The organism is Elusimicrobium minutum Pei191 (genome assembly GCF_000020145.1).
Lineage (GTDB): Bacteria > Elusimicrobiota > Elusimicrobia > Elusimicrobiales > Elusimicrobiaceae > Elusimicrobium > Elusimicrobium minutum.
In genome coordinates, this window is the sequence record NC_010644.1 from 1308317 (window position 1) to 1332862 (window position 24546).

20 protein-coding genes are annotated in these 24546 nt (G+C 41.7%); 1 reads left to right on the forward strand and 19 read right to left on the reverse strand.

The window, feature by feature from the left end; genetic code table 11:
* Positions 1–7: 7 nt before the first annotated feature.
* From EMIN_RS06175 to EMIN_RS06255, 17 genes are all read right to left on the reverse strand, one after another.
* On the reverse strand, positions 8–4201 hold the full coding sequence (locus tag EMIN_RS06175; RefSeq protein ID WP_012415378.1) for a FlgD immunoglobulin-like domain containing protein: 4194 nt from the start codon (positions 4199–4201) through the stop codon (positions 8–10).
* Positions 4202–4563: 362 nt separating this feature from the next.
* Complete coding sequence (locus tag EMIN_RS09520) at positions 4564–6054, reverse strand: sensor domain-containing diguanylate cyclase (protein ID WP_012415379.1); 1491 nt, start codon at positions 6052–6054, stop codon at positions 4564–4566.
* Positions 6055–6056: 2 nt separating this feature from the next.
* Positions 6057–7265 carry an extracellular solute-binding protein gene (locus tag EMIN_RS06185; protein ID WP_012415380.1) on the reverse strand — a complete coding sequence of 403 codons (1209 nt, stop codon included), beginning with the start codon at positions 7263–7265 and terminating at the stop codon, positions 6057–6059.
* Positions 7265–8293: a tRNA (adenosine(37)-N6)-threonylcarbamoyltransferase complex transferase subunit TsaD gene (gene tsaD, locus EMIN_RS06190; RefSeq protein WP_012415381.1), complete on the reverse strand. Its 1029-nt coding sequence runs from the start codon at positions 8291–8293 to the stop codon at positions 7265–7267. Before tsaD ends, EMIN_RS06185 begins: the two co-directional genes overlap by 1 nt.
* Positions 8294–8346: 53 nt before the next feature.
* Complete coding sequence (locus EMIN_RS06195) at positions 8347–9681, reverse strand: S41 family peptidase (protein WP_012415382.1); 1335 nt, start codon at positions 9679–9681, stop codon at positions 8347–8349.
* Positions 9682–9711: 30 nt separating this feature from the next.
* Positions 9712–10875 carry a murein hydrolase activator EnvC family protein gene (locus EMIN_RS06200; RefSeq protein ID WP_012415383.1) on the reverse strand — a complete coding sequence of 388 codons (1164 nt, stop codon included), beginning with the start codon at positions 10873–10875 and terminating at the stop codon, positions 9712–9714.
* Complete coding sequence (locus EMIN_RS06205; RefSeq protein WP_012415384.1) at positions 10860–11663, reverse strand: permease-like cell division protein FtsX; 804 nt, start codon at positions 11661–11663, stop codon at positions 10860–10862. Before EMIN_RS06205 ends, EMIN_RS06200 begins: the two co-directional genes overlap by 16 nt.
* On the reverse strand, positions 11663–13027 hold the full coding sequence (locus tag EMIN_RS06210; RefSeq protein ID WP_012415385.1) for an alkaline phosphatase: 1365 nt from the start codon (positions 13025–13027) through the stop codon (positions 11663–11665). Before EMIN_RS06210 ends, EMIN_RS06205 begins: the two co-directional genes overlap by 1 nt.
* A gap of 10 nt (positions 13028–13037) precedes the next feature.
* Positions 13038–14486: a glycogen synthase gene (locus EMIN_RS06215; protein ID WP_012415386.1), complete on the reverse strand. Its 1449-nt coding sequence runs from the start codon at positions 14484–14486 to the stop codon at positions 13038–13040.
* A 22-nt stretch (positions 14487–14508) separates the two neighbouring features.
* On the reverse strand, positions 14509–15357 hold the full coding sequence (gene scpB / locus EMIN_RS08395; RefSeq protein ID WP_012415387.1) for an SMC-Scp complex subunit ScpB: 849 nt from the start codon (positions 15355–15357) through the stop codon (positions 14509–14511).
* Entirely contained in the window at positions 15335–16120 is a 786-nt protein-coding gene (locus EMIN_RS06225; RefSeq protein ID WP_012415388.1) for a segregation and condensation protein A, read from the reverse strand. Before EMIN_RS06225 ends, scpB begins: the two co-directional genes overlap by 23 nt.
* 3 nt (positions 16121–16123) lie before the next feature.
* Positions 16124–17245, reverse strand: a complete 1122-nt coding sequence (gene trpS / locus EMIN_RS06230) for a tryptophan--tRNA ligase (protein ID WP_012415389.1) — start codon at positions 17243–17245, stop codon at positions 16124–16126.
* A gap of 8 nt (positions 17246–17253) precedes the next feature.
* Positions 17254–17934, reverse strand: a complete 681-nt coding sequence (locus EMIN_RS06235; protein WP_012415390.1) for a site-2 protease family protein — start codon at positions 17932–17934, stop codon at positions 17254–17256.
* A 175-nt stretch (positions 17935–18109) separates the two neighbouring features.
* A complete protein-coding gene (locus EMIN_RS06240; RefSeq protein WP_012415391.1) occupies positions 18110–18298 on the reverse strand; it encodes a hypothetical protein in 189 nt (62 codons plus the stop codon).
* 9 nt (positions 18299–18307) lie between these two features.
* Complete coding sequence (gene ligA / locus EMIN_RS06245) at positions 18308–20278, reverse strand: NAD-dependent DNA ligase LigA (protein ID WP_012415392.1); 1971 nt, start codon at positions 20276–20278, stop codon at positions 18308–18310.
* Positions 20265–20687, reverse strand: a complete 423-nt coding sequence (gene nusB / locus EMIN_RS06250; RefSeq protein ID WP_012415393.1) for a transcription antitermination factor NusB — start codon at positions 20685–20687, stop codon at positions 20265–20267. Before nusB ends, ligA begins: the two co-directional genes overlap by 14 nt.
* 20 nt (positions 20688–20707) lie before the next feature.
* A complete protein-coding gene (locus EMIN_RS06255; protein WP_012415394.1) occupies positions 20708–21958 on the reverse strand; it encodes a threonine synthase in 1251 nt (416 codons plus the stop codon).
* A gap of 46 nt (positions 21959–22004) precedes the next feature.
* On the opposite strand from EMIN_RS06255, the gene EMIN_RS08400 reads away from it, so the two are divergent.
* Positions 22005–22541: a type IV pilin protein gene (locus tag EMIN_RS08400; protein WP_012415395.1), complete on the forward strand. Its 537-nt coding sequence runs from the start codon at positions 22005–22007 to the stop codon at positions 22539–22541.
* Positions 22542–22604: 63 nt separating this feature from the next.
* Here the strand turns inward: EMIN_RS08400 and EMIN_RS06265 are convergent, their stop codons facing one another.
* Both EMIN_RS06265 and EMIN_RS08405 read right to left on the reverse strand, forming a co-directional pair.
* The gene (locus EMIN_RS06265) at positions 22605–24062 is read right to left on the reverse strand and encodes a M20/M25/M40 family metallo-hydrolase (protein WP_012415396.1); all 1458 of its coding nucleotides are present in this window, start codon (positions 24060–24062) and stop codon (positions 22605–22607) included.
* A 3-nt stretch (positions 24063–24065) separates the two neighbouring features.
* Positions 24066–24497, reverse strand: coding sequence for a DUF192 domain-containing protein (locus EMIN_RS08405; RefSeq protein WP_187146156.1), 432 nt, complete (start codon positions 24495–24497; stop codon positions 24066–24068).
* Positions 24498–24546 lie beyond the last annotated feature (49 nt).

The following is a 24546-nucleotide window of genomic DNA, read 5'->3' on the forward strand; positions in this document are numbered from 1 at the left end:
ATTTTACCTATGGTATTAAGATTTTGACAACTCTTTGGCAATGTTCTTTGCCGCCGCCTGTCGCTTTAAATTCAACTAAACCGAAGTATACACCCCTGGCAACGGTTCTGCCATGGTCGTTTTTCTTATCCCATTCGCAGCGGAGTTCCGCGTTTCTGAGATTTGTAAAATCGCCCGTAGGTGCTGTGCCGCCCTGGGCGCCGTTATCGGGTTGTATGCGCAAGCTCGAGCCCATTGTGACAGTGTTATTATTATTATCAACACAAGAGTAGTTTTGGGTCCTTATCTGGTCTCCCGCGATATTGTAAATCTTAACGGACATGTCGCCCGGCACGGGGATCTTTGTCACTTCAAAATATGCTTTATTGCTTCTCATGGGATTAGGGAAGAAGATTACGGATTTTTCCCAATCCGAGCAGACAAATTTACCGTCGCCTCTTGCAACCGTAAATTCCGTAGGCTGCATGTTAGCATATTTTTCCCAGTCGGCGATATTTCTTATATCATCGATAGTACCGTAAAAACTGTCCATATGGTTGGTATTACCCTGTGTTACGCTGACAAACCTGAAAGGATATAAACCGTCCGGAACGTCTTGCATAGCAAAGTCTTTACCGTCCCAAACATCTTCAATAGATAAAAGGTTGGGCCTCATACCCACAATGGCTTTAACAAGCAAGTCTTTTTCGCTTGATGAGCTTGACGTGGAACATGTTATTCTTCTGTTCGGCGCCGAACCTTCAATACTTGCGAATGTTCCGCTTGCCGTACAGAAAGAACTGGGCGCTAAAAGCTGCGCCGGGGTACAAACAGGGCTGCCCTGGGCCGGGTTTTCATAACAGCTTGAATTAACAAATGAGCCGTTGGCAACTTCACCCGTGGAATAATCCTTAATATATGTACCGGGTTTAAAAATTTGTATACCCACTTTCATGGGAACCGAAGTCTGGTAAGCAAACAAGCCTACTTGCTGGCGTTCGGCTATATCTTCTACATAAATGTCGAATATTTGGAATAAGTTGGCGTTAAGAAGCCTTGTTTCCGTTGCTTCGTAAGCGGAAGGACATACAAGTATTCTGTTTGGCGCTGTACCTGACACCTGCGCCGCGCTGCCGTCCGAACATAAGCCGGCTGGGGTTGCGAGTTCAGCAGTGGTACATCTTCTGTGCCCTATAATAGAGGGCGATTCGTAACAGTACGTCTCCGAACCCACAAAAGAAGGATTGCTTACTTCCAAAGGATAGCCGTTTGCTCTTAATCTTACGGTGTAAGCGCCGGAGGCGACGTAGTTGCCAAAATTATCTTTACCGTCCCAGAATACTCTGGCCGCTTTATTACCTTCAAAAATATTTTGCAGGCCAAACTGGTTAAAACCGCTGTCCTTAATTGTGCGGCAAACAGGCTGTGAAACGTTACTCGCTATAGGATTGCCGTAACAGTCTTTGCCGTCTCTTGAAAGTATATCAATATCAACCTGAGCGGTGCGTGAAACCGTAAACTCTATAGTATAGGAAGGAACATTGTTAACTACTTCCGTAGAGTGATACAGTTTAGGCGTTGAGCCTGAAATTTTAATTGAGGCGGGCACAAAGTAAACTCCGCCGCGGGTAACGTTAATAAAGCCCGTTACACGGTCTGAAGAATATATGGAACCGTAACCGCCCACACTGCTGCCTGCCACAAAAGGATTCTGAGGGCTCATTGAAACAACAGGGAAAGCGCCGTCATAATAAATCGATCCGGGAGCGGTTGACGAGGCTATTATTATATAAGGATACTGCCCGTCGGCCACAGGACTCGCGTCGGCCTGATTGGTGCCGTCCCAAGTTTCTGTATTTGTCAAGCCTTCACCCGCTTTTACGCCTCTGTAAGATTTAAGCGGCATATTGCCGTTATATTCACCCGTAACAAGGTTTAACCCCACGGGCGGCCATGTTGCCGTAATATCATTAGGAATACTTACGCTCTTATCATATATATATATATCAACATTTTGCGTTTTGGTAAGAGAGTATGATAATGTGGCAAAGGCATTTGTTTCACCCAAAAGCGGGGTGTCGGCAACGTCTACCACTCTAAAGATATCAATGGGAAATAAAGCAGTTTGTGAGTAAACTTTATCCGGGAAAATAGGATCTCTGGTGGTAACTTCCAAAGAATATGTACCGGGTGAAGGATAGCGGCCGTAGTCGTCAAGGCCGTCCCACTTAAACTGATTCATTTGCTGGGCTACCTGTACCTGGTCTTTAATAATTGTTTTTACCACCACATTAGCGGTATTTTTAACAACAACCGTTGTAGGCGCTTCCCTTGAAATTGAATAGTTAAATTCAAACGGGTCTAAACCGTAAGCTATAGGGCTTGAACCCATTGTTGAGTATTTAACAGGCTGTATTGTTATATCAACATTACCTCTGTCTATAGGTATAATACCGTTATGGTACATTCTTGTTTTGACAGCGTAGAAAACGTTGCCCGCGGCGTTTGTATAAGTATCGCCTGTATAAGGTATTTCAGCCCAGATAACGTACACATAGTTGCCATCAGGTAAATACTGGCCTAAATCATAAGCGCCGCCGCCTATAGCGGTTGGGAAAGCACAGCCTCCCGCCATGCCACAGGTGCCGTCCCACTTGGTGTTGACAGTGTTTCTCTTACCCTTTTGCTCAATATTTTCATAAACTAAAACACCGCCGGTTACCGTGGGTTTTGTTCCCGCTGCTGTGGGGGCTACCGCGCCGGTTGTCGGATTGGTGTCAATATATACGTTTGATACTGTGGTGCCGGGAGTGTAAACCTGGAAGTATACTGTGGCTGCTTCGGTTAATAAATAGGAAATAGACGCATAAGCCGTGGACATTTGGTTTAAACCGGTAATAACACGGTCTGTTAATTTTAAAGGATCAAGGGTAAGGTCATAAGTTTTTTCTCCTGAAACGTCATTACCCCATTCGTCCGATTTTTGCGCTTTTATAGCAACCAAATAGTTGCCGGGCGGCAGTAAGCGGCCCGTGTTATCCCTTCCGTCAAAAGGTTCTTCTTCCACAGTGGCGGTAACTTCAGGGTTGTTTGGCAATTGCCCGCCGTCGGGAGAGCCTTCACCCAGCCTGGGTTCATCATTAATAAGCGTTCTTCTTAAAGCGGTTGTGCTGCTTGTATCAACAGGAGTTGTTGCGCTTGAGTCAAAAATCCTCATCGTTACGTTAGCATCTTTAGACAAGCGGTATTTTATTTTATAAGGCTCGGTAGCAACGGCTTCAATGTTGCCAACAACGGTAGCTGTCGTACGTACAGAATGGACGTTTGTAACATCAATTAAAATAGGCTGCTGGTTTTGACCGGGATATACGGCTACATGGTCAATTTCAATAGGAGTTTCGGAAATTGTTACAGGCGGCTGGAAAGTAGTTTGTATTCTTGCCCTTACGCCAAATGTTCCGTTTGTTTTGGCAAATTCGCTGTCAAAGTTATAAGCCCCGTCCCACGCGGCGCAAAACCTAAGAACGTTGTCGGCGTCATTAATTGTTGTAGAAGCGGTGACCTGAGCGCCATGCGGGCAACTTGTTTGTAATGCCGGCGGAGTTCCCGCACCTGTGTCGCAATATATATTTGTACTGTTGGGGTCATTTATTTTATAACCGCCGCATCTGTAAACACCGCCCGTGGGATACAAATTTATGGTTCTGATAGCGGGGGTTGCTTTGTCATCTTCAGGGTTGCTTTGCTCTAAAAATTTAAAAATTTCAAACCTTACGGTTTGTATGGGATAAGACGGAGTAGGCGACACATTGTCAGATATTGTTGAACATTGAACCGTAACGCAAAGCTGCAAACAATGGTTGGGATATCTGTACCCGGCGCTCCATAAAGGCGTGCCGGAAGCAGCGGAAGCTGAGGTCCAGTTAAACGGTTTGTCAAATTCAATAAGAGCGGAGTTTATGGTAGGGTCAATCACTCCTACAGGATTAATGGAATTTGTTGTGATAAAACTAACTTCTTGCCCGGGGATTTGACTATCGCAATAAATAGGGCTTGTTAAACCGGTAGTAGGGTAGGCCGTAAAAACTTTACTTATTTGCGCTGTTTGAGCCGTCGCGGCCGCTGAAAATATTGTTGTAAATATTAAGGAAAAAATAATTTTTATGAGGATTTTTTTTCCGGAGAAAAGAGTTGAATAGTTGTTTTGTTTTTTACTGTTCATTTTGTTTTTACCGTAAACCTATTAATTTAAAATGCAGGCTTTAAGTGTAAGAAAATTTAAATACACCCGCAAAGCGCCTGTTAAAACTTTTACAATTTTACAAATCAATAAAATATTATAATCGCAAAATTACGCAAAAAACCAACCTCAGTTTTTGCATAACTATTTACACAATTAAACTTACACTACTAAATTTTGACAACTTTTTAGTCACTTGTCAACAATAATTATGATAATTTATATATAAATAAGAACCCTTTGCTTTCGCCAAGCCCTTTTTTAAGCCCGCTTTATACTGTTAAAATTAATATCGCTTATTATAAAATTCTACTTTACCCCGCCCGATTCCGCTCTGCAAAAAACTATTTACTTTCGGGAGGTATTTCATTATAAAGAGCGTATGTGCCGCGTTCTTTGTTTTTAGCGTAATATAAAGCCCTGTCCGCTTTATTAAATAAATCAATAGCGTCTGAAGAATCCTGAGGGTACACTGCTATACCCTGGGTAATTGAAATGATATACTCCCGTCCGTTGGTGTACTGCTCCGGTATTTTGATTTTTTTAATACCCTCAGATAAACGTCTTGCGGTATACTTAGCTTCCTGCCCGCTTGTGCGCGGAAGCATAATCATGATTTCATCGCCGCCGTAGCGGCAGGGAAAGTCAGTCTGTCTTAAACTTTTTAATATAGTATCGCTTACGGATTTTAAAACAATATCGCCCGTACTGTGGCCGAAAGTATCGTTAATTGTTTTAAAATGGTCAATATCTAAAATAATAACCGACATTGTAAGCTCAAACCGCTCGGAGCGGTAAATTTCCTCTATCAGTTTTTCATTAAAATACCTTCTTACGGGCAGTTTGGTAAGTTCGTCATAATTATAAAGGTCCTGCACGCGCTCGAACAAAACTGCGTTATCAACCGCCAGCGCGATTTGGGAGGAAAACTGTTTAACATGCAAAAAATCCAAATACGTAATATCGCGGCGGGAAAGAAGATTGTCAAAAATTAAAATACCCACCCTTTTCCCCTGCACATTAAGCGGCAGGTTAAGTACGCGCGAGCTGAAAGACTCTTCCATGTTTGAAACGTTTTTTATTTCGGCGGGGTCAATATTACCGTCCCTTCTGGAAACATTGCCCGCTATATCAGTGCTTAAAGAGGCGCGTATGTTTGCACCTTCATAATCAAACAAATACATTCTTACACGGTCAAATTTAAAAGTTTTTTGCACGCCGCGCAAAATAACTTCAATAGCGTCGTTAAAACGCATGGAAGAAGCAAACACCGCGGCTAAATCATTTAACGTGGTGGCAAGCCTAAGGCGTTCTGAGTTGTCCTGATCTATTTCCGTGTTAATCATATTATGGGAAATTTCGCTGACAAGCCCCTTGATTAACCTGATTTCTTTTTCACTAAATTTTTTAGATTTGTTAAAACGTTCAAGCCTTAACACGCCAAACTTTTCCTGCATGGCGGAGTTGCCGCCGTTTTTACCGTAAGCGGCGGGCGCCTTCCATTGTAAAAAAACATAAATCGCGGGGTAGCTTAAATCACTTTTTAAGGAATACCCTTTCGCTAGAAGATCAGCCATGATTTCCTGCTTGCCTGTTGAGGAAATAGTTTCCTGCATGTCCATGCAGTAGCCGTCTTTGCAAAGCATGGTAAGTGAAAGAAGCTCGCGGTTTTTTTCCCAATTAAAAAAGTAAATACGGTCCAGCCCCAAAATTTTTTGCATAAAAGGCAAAGCCTGGTTTAACAAGGCGCTTGTATTTTGGAAAGTCTGGTTCAGCCTTTTATGAAAATGGTAAAGCTGCAATTTGGGCCTGTGCCTGTCATTAAAACCGAACATAACTAACCCCCGTACAGATTAAGAAGATAATCCGCCTCTTTGGATATGGGAACAAGCTCACGTTCAAGAAATTCTCTGTCGTAACGCCCGTTAATAATTTCCATAGAAACCTTTTCAAGCACCTCATTAATCATTTTTGTAGCGCTGGCGGCAACCATGTTTGTGGAAATTGTTCTTGCCGTAGCAATAATTTTTGCGTATATAACCATACGCTTGGGGGAGGAGAAAATAAATTCATCAAAAGTGTCTTCAACCGCCGGGAAAGCTTCCATAAGCGAGGCGTATTTAAGCTGCGCCTCACGCGTCATAAGCCAGTTTAAAAATTTAAGGGCCTCTTCTTTTTTAGAGCTTGATTTTGTTATAACCAAATTGATGCCTGATAAAAAGGACACGCTTTCTTTACCCGTGGCGGGAACATTTAAAGTGTTAATTTGAAAAGGGGTTTTTGTAGCCTCAAACATGCTTAACCCCTGCCGCCTTGTTATAAACAAACTTGCCCTTCCCGATACCATAGTTCCTACAGATCCGCGCTCCCTAAGTACGGGCAGATACCCGCGGTCGGCCAGTTTAATATAATCTTCAAGCCCGTCTATAAAAGCGGGTTCCGTAAAATTGCAGCGTGAGCCGTCATGCGAAAACAAGTCCGAACCTCTGCCCCAAATGCAAGGTAAAATACTTCTTACGGAAAGGTTTCCCCTCCAGTCGCTGTTTTGAATAGGGTAATAGTTGGGATCATGCGCGAACTCCGTTTTTAACCTGGCGCAAATATCAAGCATACCCTGCCAGGTGCCCAAGTCCGCCTCAGGGTTTTTGCTTACAGTAGCCAAATGGTCCGCGCGGTAGTGAAGCGCCATAACATCAAGCCACCAAGGCAAAGAATAAATATCTTTTGTGCCCTGCTTATAGCAATGAGAGACAAGCGGGGCCAAATATTTATTTACAGTTAAAGAAGGTTCCAGTTCCGAAAGATTTTCTATTAAATCGGACGCGGTTAAAACAGGCGTCCATGTATGCGGGATTTCAATAATATCTGGCAACTGTCCGGGATTTTTTTCAAACCTCAGTAAAAAAAGTTTATTCCACAAATTATGACGCGTAATATACTCAACCTTAATATTAATGCCGGGGTTGGCTTTTTTAAAAGGCAGTAAAAAGTTTTCAAAATCCTTTTTTGTGTTGGAGCCTGAGTCTGGCATCATCCAAAATAACATTATTTCCCCCAGTTTTTAATTCTCATGTTAGGGTTGATTCTAATATTAGCGTTAAACTTACCGGCAAACATAAATTTTTTATATCCGGCAAGGGCAATCATGGCGCCGTTATCGGAAGAGAGCGCCCTCGGTACGAAAGAAACATCCACTCCTTCCTTCTGACCGCGTTTTACCATGCTTTCTTTTAAAAGTTCATTAGCCGCGACGCCGCCGCCGACAGCCACATTTTTAACTTTATATTTTTTTACAGCCTGGAAAGTTTTAGCCACAAGAGTTTCCACCATCGCCGCCTGGAAAGAAGCGCACACATCTTCTTTTTTTATATCTTTATGGTCGCGCAGGTAATAGCTTACAGCTGTTTTAATACCGCTGAAAGAAAATTCAAAAGTTCCCTTCATCATCGGTCTTGGGAATTTAATAGCCTCTGGGTTTCCTTTTAAAGCCTCTTTAGCGACAACAGGCCCGCCCGGATAACCAAGCCCCAAAAGTTTAGCCACTTTGTCAAAAGCTTCGCCCGCAGCGTCGTCCCTTGTGCGTCCCAGCATTTTATAATCGCCGTAATTTTTTACGTACCAAAGTTCGGTATGTCCGCCGGAAACTATTAAAGCTATTAAAGGAAATTTAAGTTGTTTATCGGCTGCTATTTTCCCTTCTTTAGCGTCAAATTCACAGGCAAACAAATGTCCTTCCAAATGGTTTACTCCTATTATAGGAACATTTTTTAAAGCGGACACTGCTTCCGCAGCTACTCTGCCTACCATAAGACCGCCGGGCAAACCGGGGCCGCTTGCGAAAGCTACTAAATCTATTTTATGGTTACCAAGCGCTTCTTTTACCACTTCTGCCACTTTAACCGCATGGGCGCGGCTGGCGAGTTCGGGCACTACGCCGCAATATTTTTTATGTATATCGATTTGGGTGTGCACCACGTTAGAAACTAAATCCCGCCCGCTTTTAAGTATGGCGGCGGAAGTTTCGTCACATGTGGTTTCTATACCTAAAATTGTTATATCTTTATCGGTTTTCATAAATATAAAAGCCCCTTAAAACAACACACCGGTCGCTTTAAGGGGCAATAAAATTAATTTTTACCTTCCTCATTTTTTACTTTTTCTTCGGCTTCTTTTTTAGCCGGGGAATTTAGTAAAACATCTTCATATTTTTCAGGGTCTTTAAGAAGTTCTTTTGCCTTATCTAAAGCGGTGTCGTTAATATTGGCATACTCTGTTTTTTTACCTGGAGTATGAACCGCGTTATTATAAAGAGTGTAAATTTGCTTTAAATCTTCCGCTTCGGGTTTAATTAAAATATCAGGCACTATGCCGCCGGTATCTTTGGAATTTTTATCTTTATGGTTGCGGTGTATCAAACGGCCCAAAGGCGTATAGTAACGCGCTATAGTCAAACGTATGGCGGAACCGTCCCCCAAGGGCTGCACCTGCTGCACGCTTGCTTTACCGTATGTTCTGGCTCCTATAAGAACCGCCCTGTTATGGTCTTGCAGCGCGCCGGCCACAATTTCGCTGCCGGAAGCTGACGCTTCATTAACCAAAAGCACCATCGGAAGATCTTTATATTCCGCCTTTACCGGCGCTTTATACTCGTTATAGTAAATAGGGCGTCTGCCTTGCGTGTATACAACAAGTTTTTCTTCACCTAAAAATTTACCCGCCATATCAACAGCCGCGCCCAAAAGACCGCCGGGGTTAAAACGCAAATCCAATACAAGCCCTGTCATGCCTTGTTTGTGCAAACTCTTTAAAGCCTGCTCTAATTTTTCCATGGTATGTCCGGAAAAATCTATAACATATATATATCCTATACCGTCTTCAAGCATTCTGTAGTAAACAACTTCCGGCACAATTTTAGCTCTTTTCAAAATAAAGTCAGGCAAAGTTTCAAATTCTTCGCTGTTTTCTTTTTTACGCATTATCGTAAGCCTTACTTTGGAACCTATCTTACCGCGCATTTTTTCAACTGCTTCTTCCAAAGTCATATTTGCAACACTTTCCTTATCAATATGCGTAATGCGGTCCTTAGGCATGATTTCTGCCTCAAAAGCGGGCGTGCCGGGCATGGGGGAAGAAATTTCCAAATATCCGTCTCCCTGTGTTAAACGTATGCCTACGCCGCCGAACTCGCCTTTTGTTTCCGTCTTTAAATCTTTATAATCTTTCGGCGGAAGATATTCCGAAAACAAATCTAAATTATTAACAACCCCTTTTACCGCGTTGGTAACCAAATCCTCAAATTTGGTTTCCTCCACGTAATTTCCCTTTACAAATTCAATAACGTCAACTAATGTTTTTAATTTTTGCAACCCGTTATCAATACCGCTGTAAGCATACGGGAATAAAGTCCCTAAAAAGAAAACCACCGCTATTATAACTGCCTGTCTGTTTATTTTATTCTTCATATATATCCTTTAAAACTAAGTATATAAAAATTATTTAAGCCAAAGCTCCGGATCTACGGCGGTTGTGCCCTGTCTTACCTCAAAATAAAGCGCCGTCCTGCCGGTACCCATTGAACCTTGCTGGTTATCCATACCTACTATTCCGATAGGCGTTCTCGCACCTACAGTGTCGCCGTTTTCAACGTCTATCCTGTTCAAATATCCGTAAATAGTAAAAAACCCGTGCCCGTGGTTTATAATAACCACGTTGCCGTAACTTCTAAATGAACCCGCGTAAATAACGGAACCTTCAGCCACGCTGTAAACCGTTTCTCCTTTTTTGGCGCTCAGTTTAATACCGTCTCTAAAAATCCATGTGTTTAAATCTTTATTATATTCTTTACCGAACTTGCTTATAACCGTTCCGCTTACAGGTGCGGGCAAAGAATTTTTGCTTATATCAATTTGAGGCGCTGTTTTAGGCGCCTGGCTTTCGCCTTTCGCCTTAGCCTGCTTTATGGCTTCTTTCTTACGCTTTTCTTCCGCCGCCGTAAGAAGACTCATCATTTCTTTAGCTGATTTATTTATTTCATCAAGCTCGGCTTTGGCCGAATCATACTTCTTTTTTGTAGTGTTTAAATCCACTCTTCTTTTTTGAAAATCCTTTGTTATCATTGAGCGCTGTTCTTCAATTTTTTCATTCTCTTCCTGCAGCTTTTTATTGCGCGCCTCAAAAACTCCAATTTGGTCAACAGCTATTTTATTTTCTTTTTTTAACTCAACCACAAAAGCGGATTTATGATGCAAAGCCCGGTCCATTAAAATTGCGCCTTTAAGATCGTCGCTGTCAAAATATTTGGAGGAATCTAAATTAGAAACAATATAGTACTCTGCTTCTTTTTGCAGCGAATCTTCCCATACCGGTAAAGAGCGTTCAAGCGCTTCTTTTTTATTGGCCGTGGTTATTTTACGTTGTTCAACTAAAGACATATCGTGCTCAAGCTTGTTCATCAACTGCTGCGCGGCAAGCCTTTTCTTTTCCAAATTGGAAAGTTCTCTATTTATTTTATTTTCTTCTTCTTTTATTTTTTTAAGTTCTTCTTCTTTTTCCTTTGCTTTGCTTTGCAAAGCGTCAAGATCTTGTTTTGTAGGCTCAGCCCACAAAAAAGAAGCTAAAATCAACGCCGAGCAGGTTAAAGTTAAAATCTTTTCCATTTAGATAAAACCCATCCCAAAAGAGCCGTAATAAACAAAATTATGCACTGCACTTCTAATATTGTAAAAACAAAAAAGTCGCCCGCTATAGTTTTTAAAGGCTGTAGAAGCCCGTAAAATACGCCTAAGGAAATACCAAAAGATAAAATACCTATAAAAACCGAAGGCCAGCGCACTCCCGGCGTTTTGATACTGTATCCTTCAACAAAAAACACAAAAGAGAACAGAACCACAAGCGTAAGCGCCGCTATTAAATTAAGCGCACGCACAATGTTTGAAGCATAAGCCGCCGCAAGCGCCTGTTCCTCTTTATAATGAGGCGTAACGTCAGGTATTTGCTTTACTATATTTTCCGTAATCCAGGCCGAAGCTTCAGGCAAAGCGTTTTCGCTCAAAGTAAGTTCAAAATATTCAGCCATGGGTTTGCGGCCTAAAAAAACAAAATTTTCCGCGAGTTTAGGGTTTTGTTCCTTTATTATTTGAAATCCGTCATCCGCGGAAATAAACTTTAAGCTTACAACATCAACGTTAGCGCTCAGCGCGTCGCCGATTTCATTTATTCTTGCGGGCGTAACGCCGTGGCTTACGGTAAGAATAATTTTAAAGTCCGCTATAAGCGTTTCGCTTACCGTTCTTACCTGCATATAAAAGAAACAAAAAGCCTGTAACAGAAGCGCCACAAACAAAGTTAAGAAAAATACCCTCTTATATCCTTTTGAGGCTGTCTGCGTCATCTGGCAAGCGTTTAGGGAAGCTTCCAAGTCCCTTACTCTGGCCGATTTTTCCATTATTTAACCTCAAAACCAAAACTCTTACGCATTTTCTTATTTAAATCCGTAGTATGGTAAAGGCCGCTGTAATTGGCTTGCGTAGGCCCCCACGCGGCGACTTCAACGGGCGTAGCCGTATGCGCGCCGGTAGACCAAACTATACCTAAAGAATTGTTGTAATTTTTTAAAGCGCAGCTAAAAGTTTTACAGTCTTTGTAAATTTCCCCGGCTAATTGGTAGCCTACAACATCGCTTAACATTTTGCCCAAAGTTTTGCTTTTTTGTTTTCTTTTGGGTAAAGCGTTAAACTCTTTTTCAACATTATAAAGCAATGTTTTTTGTTTCATTATTTTTTCAAAAACCTCGGGGCTTACATAATCAGTGCCCGAGCCGTAAAGCACTTCGCCGCTTTCTTTTGCTTTTGTAAGTCTTTCACCTTTTAATTTATGGTAATTAAAACCAAAACCGCCGGTTTCATGGTCGGCCGTTAATATTACCAAAGTATCATTTCTTTTTTCAGCCCATTTTAACAGATATCCTAAAGTTTCGTCTAACTCTAAAATTTCATACAAAGAAGAAGCCGCGTCATTAGCGTGAAGAGCCCAGTCAATCCTGCCCGCTTCAACCATAATAAAAAAACCTTTTTCATTTTGGCTTAAAATATCAAGCGCTTTTTCAGTCATTTGAGTAAGAGAAGGTGCGGAAATATCATTCATAATCACAAAAGGGATTTCATTTTCAGCAAATACGCCTAAAAGTTTTTTGCCTTTTTCAAGTTCAATGTTTTCTAATTCAACTCTGCTGTTTATAATTTTATAGCCTAAAGCTTCAATTTGACCCGCTATCGGCGCAAAATATTTCCTTCCGCCTCCAAGCATAACATCCACGCCCGTATTTACCATGTCGGAAGCTATTTCCGCTTTTTTATTTCTGTTGGGCTGGTGCGCGGCAAAAACAGCGGGCGTTGCGTCTTGTAAATATACTGTGGTTATAAGACCTGTGCTTTTACCCGCTTCTTTAGCGTATTCCAAAATTGTTTTTTGCGCATTACCCTGGTAGTCAACACCCACTGATTCAGGAGAAGAAAAATGTCCTGTCGCGATTTGAGTGCCGGAACAGGCGGAATCAGTTACTAAAAAATTTTTCGGATTGGTAAGCGCTAAGCCTACATTAGATTTATTAAAAAACTTTTCAAGGTTTGACTGCCTGTCCGCATAAGGCGAGGACGGAGCGTAACGCGCGTACTGCGCCATTAAACCTACTTCCTGGGGGCCAAAGCCGTCGCCAATAACTAAAATAATGTTTTTTACATTTTTAGGATTTTGCGCAAAGATAAAAACAGCGCAAAACATAAGTATTGCAACAGTGTATATTTTTTTCATATCTCCACCTTTATTTTGAAATAATTTTTTTGTACAAATCCTGATATTCCTGAGCGCTTTTTGTCCAGGAAAAATCTTTTTCCATACCGTTTTTTATAAGCATTCCCCAGCAGCGTTTATCCTGGTAATATTTTAAAGCGTAATCAAGGCTTCTTTCAATGCCCGTTTCGCTAAATTCCAAGATAAAAAATCCCGTAGCGTATTTGGTAATGCCGTCATAACCTTTTACGGTATCAAGCAACCCGCCCACACGCGAAACTATGGGCACGGTGCCGTAACGCATTGAAATCATTTGGCTTAAACCGCACGGTTCAAAACGGGACGGCATTAAAAATATATCGGAACCAGCGTAAACCCTGTGGGCAAGCTCTTCGTCCACTTTAGCGACGTAGGCCACTTTACCCACATTATTTTTAGCTAAAGCCATAAAAGCCTTTTCCATACCCGAATCGCCTGTGCCTACTACAACAAACTGCACTTTATCTTTATATTTATTAACCACGCCCGGTATAAGATCAAGCCCTTTCTGGTAGTCCATTCTAGACACTATACCCACTAAAGGCTTGGAAGGGCTTACCTCAAGTCCGAGCATGTTTTGTAAAAATTGTTTACAGGCCGCTTTGCCTTTAACAGGCGAGAAACTTTCGTATGAATAAGGGATAAGGGGGTCATGCTCAGGGTCCCACACTCCGGTATCAAGTCCGTTTAAAATGCCGCAAAAAGTATCTTGTCTTGATCGCAAAAGGCCTTCCATGCCAAAACCCATTTTTTCGTCTAAAGTAATTTCTTTAGCGTAATTAGGGCTTACGGTATTAACATAATCCGCGTATACAATGCCGCTTTTTAAATAGCTTATGCCGCCGTAATATTCAAAACGCTCAGGCACATAATCAACAGTATGAAAACCTGTTTTAATGAATGTTGAGTACGGGTACTGCCCCTGGTAAGCCATATTATGAATGGTAAACAAACTGCGTGTGCGGGTAAAAAAAGCATCCGTCTTATAAACAGTTTTAAGATACGCGGGTAAAAGCCCGGCCTGCCAGTCATGCGCGTGAATAATATCCGGCCTGTAGCCTATAAACTTACACGATTCCAATACAGCGCGGTTAAAAAATATAAATCTTTCGTCATTATCAAAATAATCGCCCGCCGCGGTGCGGTACAATTCCGGACGGTCAAAATATTTTGTGTTATTAATAAAAAACACCAAAACATTTCCCCAGCTTATATAGGAAAGGGAGGCCGTTTCCAAGCGGTCGCCTATGGGTATTAAAAAGGTGCCAGGAACAACCTTAAGAGACGCTACCCTGTTAATATTTCTATAATGGGGCAGAAATAAAATAACTCTGTTTCCTTTATGTTTTGACAGCTCTTTAGCGAGCGAGCCGGTAACATCGGCCAATCCGCCCGTTTTACAAAAAGGAAAAGCTTCACTCGCGGCTAAAACTATATTCATAAAAAATCCTCCGCTATGGGAATTATTTTTCGTCGGTATCCGTTATGTCTTCGTCCGTATCTTTTATTTCCTCGTCATCGGAAAAATCTTCCGCCTCTTTAACTTCGCTTTCCTGCGCGTATTGCTGCGCTGCAAATTCAGACGGTTCTTCATTTTTTACGGGCGTGCAACTCTCTTCTTCAAATGTTTCCCTTACAAAAACTTCTATTTCCTCTCCGTCTTCTTCAAGGGGAAGAATAGCGCCCCCGTTTTCAAAAGGGAGGTCGGCCTCTTCTGTTACAGGCGCCGTTTTAGCGGCGAAAATATCCATATCAGGCAAATCGGAAACTTTGTTAAGCCCGAATAACCTTAAAAATTCATCTGTGGTTCCGTAAACCATAGGTTTGCCTATAGTATCGCGTTTACCCAAAATTTTTACAAGACCTCTTTCCAAAAGTTTTTCCAAAGGGCCCGCGATATCAACGCCTCTTATAGCTTCAACTTCCGCTCTTGTAACAGGCTGTTTATAGGCTATAATCGCCAGCGTTTCCAAAGCGGCGTTAGAAAGCTTGGCCGTCATCTTTTCATTATACAGTTTTCTTACCCATCTGCCGTATTCGGGTTTTGTGGACATTTGAAAACCGCCCGCTATATCTAAAATTTGTATGGCGCGGCCCGTTTCCGAATATTCTTTTTGAAGGCCGGTAATAATTTCCATAACGTCGGCCGCGTTAACGCCTTCAACAACCTCGGTAATACGTTTAACCGTTAAAGGACGGTCGGTAATAAAAAGCAGGTTTTCTATAATTTTCTTAGCGTCCTCGCTTTTAAGCATGTCCTCGTTTTCTATTTCTTCCAAAACTTCAGCGTTATTGTTCGTTTGGTTGTCCATCTTCATTCTCCTGCTTGTTAAATAGTTCTTTGTAATCCATATCTTTATTTTCGGGATTTAAGTAAATTCTGATTTCGCCGTTGCGTTCGTCCTGCCTGGCCATGATTTTTCTTATTTTCATAAGTTCTAAAAGTGCAAGGAAACAAGTTATAACGCCGCGTTTTTTAGTTTCACCGGTAAAAATATCGTCCAAAAGCACCCACGACCTGCCGGAAAGAAGTTCGGCAATTTTGTCCATTTTCTTTTCAATGGGAAACTCTTCCATCTTTAACAACTCAACATGCTGCTTTTCATCTAGCCTGTCAAAAGCTCTTTTAACCGCGGCAAGCAAATCAAACATTTGAAGGTTAAGCACCCTTTCGCCCGAGTCAAAAATAGGCGCGGATTTATAAAAATTATCCTTAAACTCCTCAAACCTACCATCAAGATATTTGCTGGCTTCTTTAAATTTTTGATACTCGACAATTTTATTAATAAGATCCTGCGTGGGGTTGGGGCCGTCCTCTTCCGTAGTGGGCGCCTGAGAAGGCAAAAGCTGTTTTGCCTTTATCTGCATAAGCGTGCTGGCCATAACCAAAAACTCACCCGCTACCTCAAGGTTTAAACTCTTCATAATCTCAAGATACTCTAAATACTGTTTGGTTATATCGGAAATATTAATGTCATAAATATCAAGGTTGTCCTTCTTGATTAAATGCAAAAGCAAGTCAAGGGGGCCTTCAAAAACGTCTATATGAACATTTATTGAGGTTTCGTTTATCATTATTTATGCAAGCCTCATTGTTTTTCTGACTTCGTCTAAAGTGACCTGGGCTGAGCGCATAGCTTCTTTAGCTTCGCCTTGTAAAAGTTTTTCAATTTCAGCCCTGTCGCTTGAAAATATTTTGCGTTTTTCGTTAAATTCTTTTACCTCAGGTTCCATAAAAGCAAACAAGTCCTTTTTACACTGCACGCATCCTAAAGCGCCGGCTTTACATTCGGCGCAGCGTTTTTCATAATCCGGGTTATAAATTTTGTGGAAAGAAAATACTACGCAGCCGTCGGGATTCCCAGGGTCGTTGGCTCTTTTCTTGTTCGGGTCGGTAAACATGGTCATAACTTTCTTTCTTACCGCGTCAACATCTTCGCCAAGCTCTATTGTGTTATTGTAAGATTTGGACATTTTGCGCCCGTCCAAACCAGGTACTCTTGATACCTTTGTAAGCAAAGGTTTGGGCTCTACTAAAATATCCGAGTGGTAAATATCTTTAAATCTGCGCACTATGTCACGCGCTATTTCCAAATGGGCAACCTGATCCTGTCCTACCGGAACCATAGACGCTTTGTGAATTAAAATATCCGTAGCCATTAAAACAGGATACCCTAAAAACCCGTACACGGCAAGCTCATTAAGCTCCTGCTCGGTAAGCTCGCTAAGCCCGCCCGCTAAAGTAACTTTTTGGGAAAGCTGTACAACGCCCCCCTCACGCTGTTCGGCGCGTTCTATTTTAATGTTAGCTTCCTGCCCGGCATATTTTTTCTTAAAAATTTCCGTTAATTGTTCTTTGTAGGAAGGATTTCTTAAAAGCCAACCTACAGGCGTAATCATGCCCAAAAGCAAATTAAGTTCGCTTACCTGCGGTATGTGCGATTGTATAAAAAGAGTACATTTTTTAGAATCAAGCCCCGCAGTCAGCCAGTCAATAACCATTTCATAACTGTTGTTTGCTATGTTTTCCGTTCTGTCATACGCGGTTGTTAAAGCGTGCAAATCGGCCACAAAAAAATAACATTTATATTTATCTTGTAAATCCACCCAGTTTTTTAAAGCGCCGTGATAGTTACCCAAATGCAATCTTCCAGTGGGGCGCATGCCCGAGACTATAATATTATTTTCTTCTTTACTCATAATTAAATTTACCTCAATAAACCAAATACAGGCTGTAGCCCGAAAGAAATTTCAATTAATTTTAAAATTAAACCGGCTATAGGCCAAACAATAAACCTTGCCCCGCCAATAACTATAAAAATTATAACAACCATCATGCCGTAACGTTCAGTGTGCCCGTATTTTAACTGCAGGTTATGCGGCAAAATTGACATTAAAACCCTGCCGCCGTCTAACGGCAAAATAGGCATCATATTAAAAACGGCAAGCATAATATTAATTTGCATAAAAAGAAACATCGTTAAAACAAAAATACCAGCCAACTGCGCGTGTTGCGGCCCGACTGACGTAAAATTATTTGTGGTTATAAGAGCTATTTTTAAAGCGAGCGCCGCTATAAGCGCAATAAGCACGTTTGTCATGGGCCCCGCTAAAGAAACTTTGCCCATGTCGGAATTGGGGTGTTCTAACCTTGCCATATTAATAGGCACGGGTTTTGCCCAGCCGAAAACAGGCATCCCCGAAAAATAACAAAGCAAAGGGATTATAATTGACCCTACCGGATCCACGTGCGGTATCGGGTTAAGCGTAAGGCGGCCTAAATGGTACGCGGTGTCGTCGCCCCGTTTAAAGGCCGTATACCCGTGCGCCACTTCATGAAGCACAATTGATAAAAACAAAATGGGAAATGCAATCCAGTTTAAATTCATATATATGTAATTCTACTAATTATTACCCCTTTATGGAAGGTTTTTAACATTATTTTTAATCACCAGGCCCAAAGTTCTTTGTGTTTGAAAAAACTTATTTTAAAAACAAGCCTGAAATACATAAAAAACCCCCTTTTTAAATAAAAAAGGGGGTTAAAAACGCTAAATTTATAGTCTACGGGACAAAAGTACAAACATTTGCAACGCATTCGCTTTTTACTTGAGCCGCAGCATGACCCGCGCAGTCCTTATGCTCGGTACAGCTTTGTTTTGTTTTTGAAACCGGGTTTTGTTGTGAATTATCTTTACAAGCAGCCGTACATATAACTAAAACCGCGAAAAAGGTTAAAAATAATTTTTTCATACCAATACCTTATTTTATCAAATTTAAAAATTCCTCTTCACTTATCACGCTTACGCCTAAGCTTTGAGCCTTGGTAAGTTTGCTGCCGGCGTCCGCTCCGGCCACGACATAACTTGTTTTGGAAGAAACCGAGCCCGACACTTTGCCCCCGTGCGCTTTGGCAAGCGCTTCGGCCTGCGTTCTGGGCATATTGAGTTCACCCGTAAAAACAAGCGTTTTGCCCAAAAGCTCATTACCAGCCAGTTGCACTTTAGGCTGCGTGAAATTAACGCCAGCCGTTTTAAGCCTGGCAATTTCTTCTTTGCCTTTTGCGCTTTGCATAAAATCATAAACACTTTGACCTACCACCGGGCCTATTTCATTTATTTTTTGAAAGTCTTCTAAAGAAGCGGCAAGCATATTTTCAATATCCTCAAAATGGTTGGCGAGTATCTCACCCGTTTTCTGGCCTACGTGCCTTATGCCGAAAGCGTACAGAACACGGCTTAAAGAACGTTTTTTAGAAGCTTCCACCGCCAATAAAAGATTATTTACTTTTTTATCTTTAAAAAGGTCCAGCGTTAAAAGCTGCTCCGCTTTTAAATTGTAGATATCGGCAAAATCTTTAACATATTTTTTTTCAACAACCTGCTCGACCACGGCTTCGCCAAAACCGTCAATATCCATGGCCGCGCGCGAAACAAAATGAAGCAAATGCCCCTTTATCTGCGCCGGGCAGGCGGGGTTTATGCATCTTATGGCAACTTCATCCTCATACCGGTAAACTTTAGAACCGCAGGAAGGACAGTTTTTAGGAGCCTTAACTTCATTGCCGCCGCCGTCTTTAACAACATTAAGAATTTTGGGTATAACTTCCCCCGCGCGCTCTACAATAACAGTGTCCCCCTCTTTTACGCCAAGGCGTTTTATTTCATCAAAATTATGAAGAGTAGCGTTTGAAATTATAACGCCCGCCACGGCAACAGGTTCTAACTCGGCAACCGGAGTAATAATACCCGTCCTTCCCACTGAAAAAATTATTTTATTTACAACTGTTTTGCCCTGCGGCGGTTTATATTTAAAAGCTATCGCCCAGCGAGGGCTTTTGGCGGTAACGCCTAAAATTTTTTGCTCGGCAAAACTGTTTATTTTAACGACAATGCCGTCAACGTCATAGGGCAAACCCGCCCTTAGTTCCTCAAACCTTTTATAAAAACTCGTTATTTCATTAATATCCGCCGTTCTTATTCTATTTGGCGTAACCGAAAATCCCCATGATTTACATAAATCCATAAACTCCGCAAAACCTTTAACATCAACATCGCCGTAACCGAATGAATGGGCGAAAAATTTTAAAGGGCGCGAGGCGCTTATTTCCGCGTTTTTTTGCCTTATGCTGCCCGCCGCGGCGTTACGGGTGTTGGCAAAAATATTTTCCCCTTCGTTTTCCTGTATTTCATTAAGCCGCTTTAAGTCCGCTTTTTCTATATAAATCTCGCCCCGTATTTCTATTTTATTTTTAAAAGAAATATTATGCGGAATTGTTTTTATTGTTTTAATATTTGCGGTAACATCCTCACCTGTTTTGCCGTCGCCCCTTGTGGCGGCAACCGTTAAAACGCCGCCTTCATAAGTAAGCGAGCAGGAAACGCCGTCAATTTTAGCCTCGGCCACCATTTCAAAATTTCCGTGGCCCAAACTTTTTACGCAGCGTTCATGCCAGCGCAAAACCTCTTCGGAGGAATAGGTGTTGTCTAAGGACATCATTTGCGAAGCGTGCGTAACAGACGTAAAAACGCGCGAAGCAGCGCCCCCTATTTTTTGTGTGGGCGACGCGGCGTCCGCATAGTCGGGGTTCATGGCTTCCAAAAATTTCAGCCTGGCGTATAAACCGTCATACTCCGCATCCGAAATTTCGGCATTGTCCAAATTGTAGTAAAGGTTATTATGATAGTTGATTTTGCTTCTTAAATCTTCTATCTCTTTTTTAATTTTGTCCATTCTTGCGCTCTTTCTTAATTTGGTCTAAAAGACCGTTAATAAAGCGGCTTGAATTTTCCGTAGAGAATTTTTTTGCGAGCTCAATAGCTTCGTCTATAACGGCGGCGACGGGCGTGTTTTCCGGTGAAAACAGCATCTCGTAAGCGGCCATACGAAGTATGGAGCGGTCAACCACGCTCATGCGGTTGAGCGACCAGTTTTTCGCATAAGCGGAAATTATTTTATCAAGCTCGGCCTGATGCTCCAAAGCGCCGTCAATTATGCCTGAACAGAACTCAAAGCCGGCGGCGTCAAGGCTGTCTTTAAAATCTTCTTTATACTCATTAATGTCCTTGCCCTGCGTTTTGCCGGTATCGGCGTAGTAAAGCGTTTGTAAGGCATGTTCTCTTGCAAGTCTTCTGTTACCCATAATCCTCTTCCGTTATAATTTTATTTATCTGTTTTTATAAGCCCTTTTTCTTTGGCCGTTATTTTAAATGCTTCAAAATCTTTTGAAATTACTTCCGCTTTCTGTATGTTTTTAGCGTAAGAATACGTGTCTTTAAGTCCGTTGCCGCCTATAACAATAGCAACGGTTTCATCCTGTTCTATTTTACCTTCCTCCGCTAATTTTTTAAGAGCGGCGTAAACAGCCGCGCCCGCCGGTTCGGCAAAAATGTTGGCCTTTCTGGCAAACTCGGGTATAGCGGCAAGTATTTCTTCATCCGTTACCGTAACGGCGTACCCGTCTGATTCCTGCAAAGCCTGAACCGCAAGCTGCGCGTCACGCGGGTAATTAACTAAAATACTGTCAGCTATCGTATGCGCTTTAACGGCGGTAACCTCGCCTTTGTTTTCAAAAGCTCTTTTTATAGCGTCGCTGCCTTCTGCTTGCACAGCTATCATTTGCGGCATTTTTTCCAAAATACCAAGTTTTTGAAAATCAACAAAACCTTTCCACATACCGCTTAAAATAGTCCCATCGCCCACGGCGACAAGCACTTTATCCGGGGCTTCCCAGTTGAGCTGCTCGCATATTTCAAACGAGCATGTTTTCTTGCCTTCCCTTGTAAAAGGATTATACCCCGCCGCCCTGGAATACCAGCCGTATTCTTCAACCGCTTTTTTGCAAAGCTCAAAAGCATCGTCATAAGTGCCGTCTACGGTAAAGACATCCGCCCCATACACAAAAAGCTGAGTAAGTTTGGGATACGGCGCATCTTTGGTTGTAAAAACAATTGTTTTAATATCTAAACCGGCGGTTAAACAGGCCAAAGAATCACTTGCGTTGCCTGTGGAAGCGTCCGCTATTATATCTAATCCAAGTTCCAAAGCTCTTGCCACAGACACCGCGCTGCCGCGGTCTTTGATTGAACCTGTGGGGTTGCGTCCTTCGTCCTTAATTAAAAGTTTTGATATACCAAGTTCATCTGCAAGTTCTTTGTGGTCGTACATCGGCGTCCAGCCTACTTGCACATAGGGCAGTTTATCAAAATCGTTAACGGGCAGCAAATCTATATAACGCCACATATCAAAGCGTTTTTTATCTTTAAAATTCTCTATTTTAAAACGTTTAGAAATTAACTTATAATCATAATTGACTTCCAGGTTGCTCCCGCAGGATAAACAAAGAAAGTCCGTTGCGCTTGTTTTATATTCTTTACCGCAATTTATACATTGTAAGTTTAGTATCTTTTTCATATACTTGTATTGTACCAATTTTAGAACATCCTTAAAGGAGACTCATATGAAAAAGGGCTTTACATTAATAGAACTTCTGGTTGTTGTAACAATTATAGCTATATTGGCCTTTATAGGCATTCCCCAATATAATTTAACTATTGAAAAAGCAAAAGCGGCCGAGGTGCTTAAACTATCGCGCGATATTTATGACTCTGCGGAAAGATACGCTTTTCGCAATAATCTTTCATCCGCGCAGGCGACTGATATTTCACTTTTAGACATTACAACCGCGGGCGATATAACAAAAACAACAAACCTAAATGACACTTTAACTAATTACGCCGGGTATGTAGGCAGCTCCACTACCAGAGTGGTTAACAGCGTTTACAAACTTTTACCGGCAACGGTGGAAGGAACAAGAACATCAGGTTTCGGCACATATAAAATTGTAATTCCCAGGCCCGGGTCCGGAGCGGCAAATGTGGGCGCGGTGCAATGCTGGGCGCAGACAGGCACCGATGCTAAAAAAATATGTATGGGGCTTGGCGAAAGCAGATTACCAACCACAACAAACGGAAGTTTTACTGTTTTTTACTTATAAAATAACATAAAAAAGCCGCAGTTTTTAACCGCGGTTTTTTTATTAAAAATATTAAAGGACAAACTAGTTTGTTTCCTCAGCAGATTCTTTTATCTCACGGTCGGAAAGATACCCCCCCACAGCAAAACTGTAAATAATGTTTGATGAAAACTTAAGGTGTTTAAAAAAGTCGGAAAGTTCTACATGCTCGTCCGCCGAATGACTGTGCCCGTCTATCTCCCTGACATCCGCAGGCGCGCCTATACCATAAGCAATAATTCCCTCCCTTCTTAAAAATTCACTGTCGCTTGAAGCGGGCGTCATACCTAAAAGCGTAATGGAACCTTCAAAAACTTCCTGCCCGGACAAAACAATGCTGCTAAAAAGGTCATCCCCTCCGTCCGGAAAAGGCGGCGCGGGCATTTTAGGTTTTTCCAAAACTTCTATTGAAATATTTTCATCCCCTTCAAAAAGTTTTGTTATTCTTGAAACAAATTCATCCGGTTCTGTTGAAGGTAAAAGACGGCAGTTTAAAATCGCCGTAGCTTCAGAGGATGTTGAAGTTACCTCATTTCCCGCTGAAATTATTGTAGGGGTAATAGTATCTTGCAGTTGTGTTTTAAAAAAATTGTCGCCGGAAATTATTTCCGCGGCCATATCAGACTCGCTCTTACTTCCGCCAAGTAAAAGTTCAATTGTTGTTTTGCCGTCTTCATTTTGTATATGCGAAATTTGTTCAAAAAAACTTCTGGTAACCGGTGTTAAAACATAAGGCATGCGCAACTGTTCTATTTTTGATAAAGCCTGTGACAAATTGTAAACCGCGTTATTGCCAGACGCGCCCATTGATGAATGCCCGGCAGTTCCCGCTGCGGTTATCTTAATATCCATATACATTTTTGTAGCGCCTTCAACAAAAATGAGAGGAACGGAACCTTCCTCAATAATAACGCTGCCGCCTTCATTAATAGCGTAACCCGGCTTTAGTTTTTTCCAACGCGGGCTGTTCATTACCCAGGATAATCCTTTTGAACTTCCGCTTTCTTCATCAGCCGTCAGAAGCAAAATTATATCCCTTTTAGGCGTTATGTTATTTCTTTTAATCCATGTAAAAAAAGCAAGATATATGGCTGCAAAATTTTTAGCGTCTGATGAACCCAGACCATATATACGGCCGTTTTCCTCAGTGGCTTTTATGGGCGGGTATTTCCATGTGCCGGAAGGTGCCACAGTATCTAAATGTGCAAGCAGCATAAGCGGCTTTAGCGTTTTATCGCTTCCTTTTATAACTGCGGAAATGGAAGCGCGGCTTTTTTCGGGCCTGTAAATTTCCCAGTCTATTTTATGGCGGTTTAAAACTTTATAAACATATCTTACAGCGTTAATTTCATTGCCTTCGGGCTGTGAAGTGTCTATATTAATAAGATTAATAAGATGTTTTTTAGCGTCTTGTTCTAAATCGGCCCAAACAAGCTCCTGCCCTTGCAGCGAGGCCGCAAAGCAAACGCAAAAAACACTAAATAAAATCTTTTTAAAACACATTTATTAAAACTCCAATTTTTGGCCGGGTTGTAAATTATTTTTGGCCGCTATTCCGGCGTTTACTTCCAAAACGTATTTTGAATTTTCACAAAAAGCGACCGCCACGTCCGAATCCAGCGTGAAAGGCGTTGATTTAGACACGTTAGAGTGCACGCATTTAACCTTTTTATCAGAGTCAAGAAAAACCATGTCTAAATCTATAAAAGTATTTTTCATCCAAAATACTCTCACATCCTCTTCGCCAAAAGCAAAAAGCATGCCTTTATCTTCGGCAAGTTCTTTCCTGTACATAAGCCCCTTTTCCGTGAGGGCGGGGGTATCGGCTATTTCAGCTTTAATAATTTTTCCGTTAGGAAATTTAACTTCTACCGTTTTATATTCACCCAAACACGCGAACATGATAAAAATCAAAGTTAAAACGAACATTCTTTTCATATATACCAGTTTACAAAGTTTACGCAGCAAGTACAATGAGCGTATAGGG

What these genes read in the sequence shown, in the direction of transcription:
- EMIN_RS08400 (WP_012415395.1), top strand. Translation starts at nt 22,005, where the DNA reads ATGAAAAAGGGCTTTACATTAATAGAACTTCTGGTTGTTGTAACAATT.
- EMIN_RS08405 (WP_187146156.1), bottom strand. Translation starts at nt 24,497, where the DNA reads ATGAAAAGAATGTTCGTTTTAACTTTGATTTTTATCATGTTCGCGTGT.
- EMIN_RS06255 (WP_012415394.1), bottom strand. Translation starts at nt 21,958, where the DNA reads ATGAAAAAGATACTAAACTTACAATGTATAAATTGCGGTAAAGAATAT.
- EMIN_RS06175 (WP_012415378.1), bottom strand. Translation starts at nt 4,201, where the DNA reads ATGAACAGTAAAAAACAAAACAACTATTCAACTCTTTTCTCCGGAAAA.
- EMIN_RS06240 (WP_012415391.1), bottom strand. Translation starts at nt 18,298, where the DNA reads ATGAAAAAATTATTTTTAACCTTTTTCGCGGTTTTAGTTATATGTACG.
- EMIN_RS06205 (WP_012415384.1), bottom strand. Translation starts at nt 11,663, where the DNA reads ATGGAAAAATCGGCCAGAGTAAGGGACTTGGAAGCTTCCCTAAACGCT.
- ligA (WP_012415392.1), bottom strand. Translation starts at nt 20,278, where the DNA reads ATGGACAAAATTAAAAAAGAGATAGAAGATTTAAGAAGCAAAATCAAC.
- EMIN_RS06185 (WP_012415380.1), bottom strand. Translation starts at nt 7,265, where the DNA reads ATGTTATTTTGGATGATGCCAGACTCAGGCTCCAACACAAAAAAGGAT.
- EMIN_RS06195 (WP_012415382.1), bottom strand. Translation starts at nt 9,681, where the DNA reads ATGAAGAATAAAATAAACAGACAGGCAGTTATAATAGCGGTGGTTTTC.
- scpB (WP_012415387.1), bottom strand. Translation starts at nt 15,357, where the DNA reads ATGGACAACCAAACGAACAATAACGCTGAAGTTTTGGAAGAAATAGAA.
- EMIN_RS06215 (WP_012415386.1), bottom strand. Translation starts at nt 14,486, where the DNA reads ATGAATATAGTTTTAGCCGCGAGTGAAGCTTTTCCTTTTTGTAAAACG.
- EMIN_RS06265 (WP_012415396.1), bottom strand. Translation starts at nt 24,062, where the DNA reads ATGTGTTTTAAAAAGATTTTATTTAGTGTTTTTTGCGTTTGCTTTGCG.
- nusB (WP_012415393.1), bottom strand. Translation starts at nt 20,687, where the DNA reads ATGGGTAACAGAAGACTTGCAAGAGAACATGCCTTACAAACGCTTTAC.
- EMIN_RS09520 (WP_012415379.1), bottom strand. Translation starts at nt 6,054, where the DNA reads ATGTTCGGTTTTAATGACAGGCACAGGCCCAAATTGCAGCTTTACCAT.
- tsaD (WP_012415381.1), bottom strand. Translation starts at nt 8,293, where the DNA reads ATGAAAACCGATAAAGATATAACAATTTTAGGTATAGAAACCACATGT.
- EMIN_RS06235 (WP_012415390.1), bottom strand. Translation starts at nt 17,934, where the DNA reads ATGAATTTAAACTGGATTGCATTTCCCATTTTGTTTTTATCAATTGTG.
- EMIN_RS06225 (WP_012415388.1), bottom strand. Translation starts at nt 16,120, where the DNA reads ATGATAAACGAAACCTCAATAAATGTTCATATAGACGTTTTTGAAGGC.
- EMIN_RS06200 (WP_012415383.1), bottom strand. Translation starts at nt 10,875, where the DNA reads ATGGAAAAGATTTTAACTTTAACCTGCTCGGCGTTGATTTTAGCTTCT.
- trpS (WP_012415389.1), bottom strand. Translation starts at nt 17,245, where the DNA reads ATGAGTAAAGAAGAAAATAATATTATAGTCTCGGGCATGCGCCCCACT.
- EMIN_RS06210 (WP_012415385.1), bottom strand. Translation starts at nt 13,027, where the DNA reads ATGAAAAAAATATACACTGTTGCAATACTTATGTTTTGCGCTGTTTTT.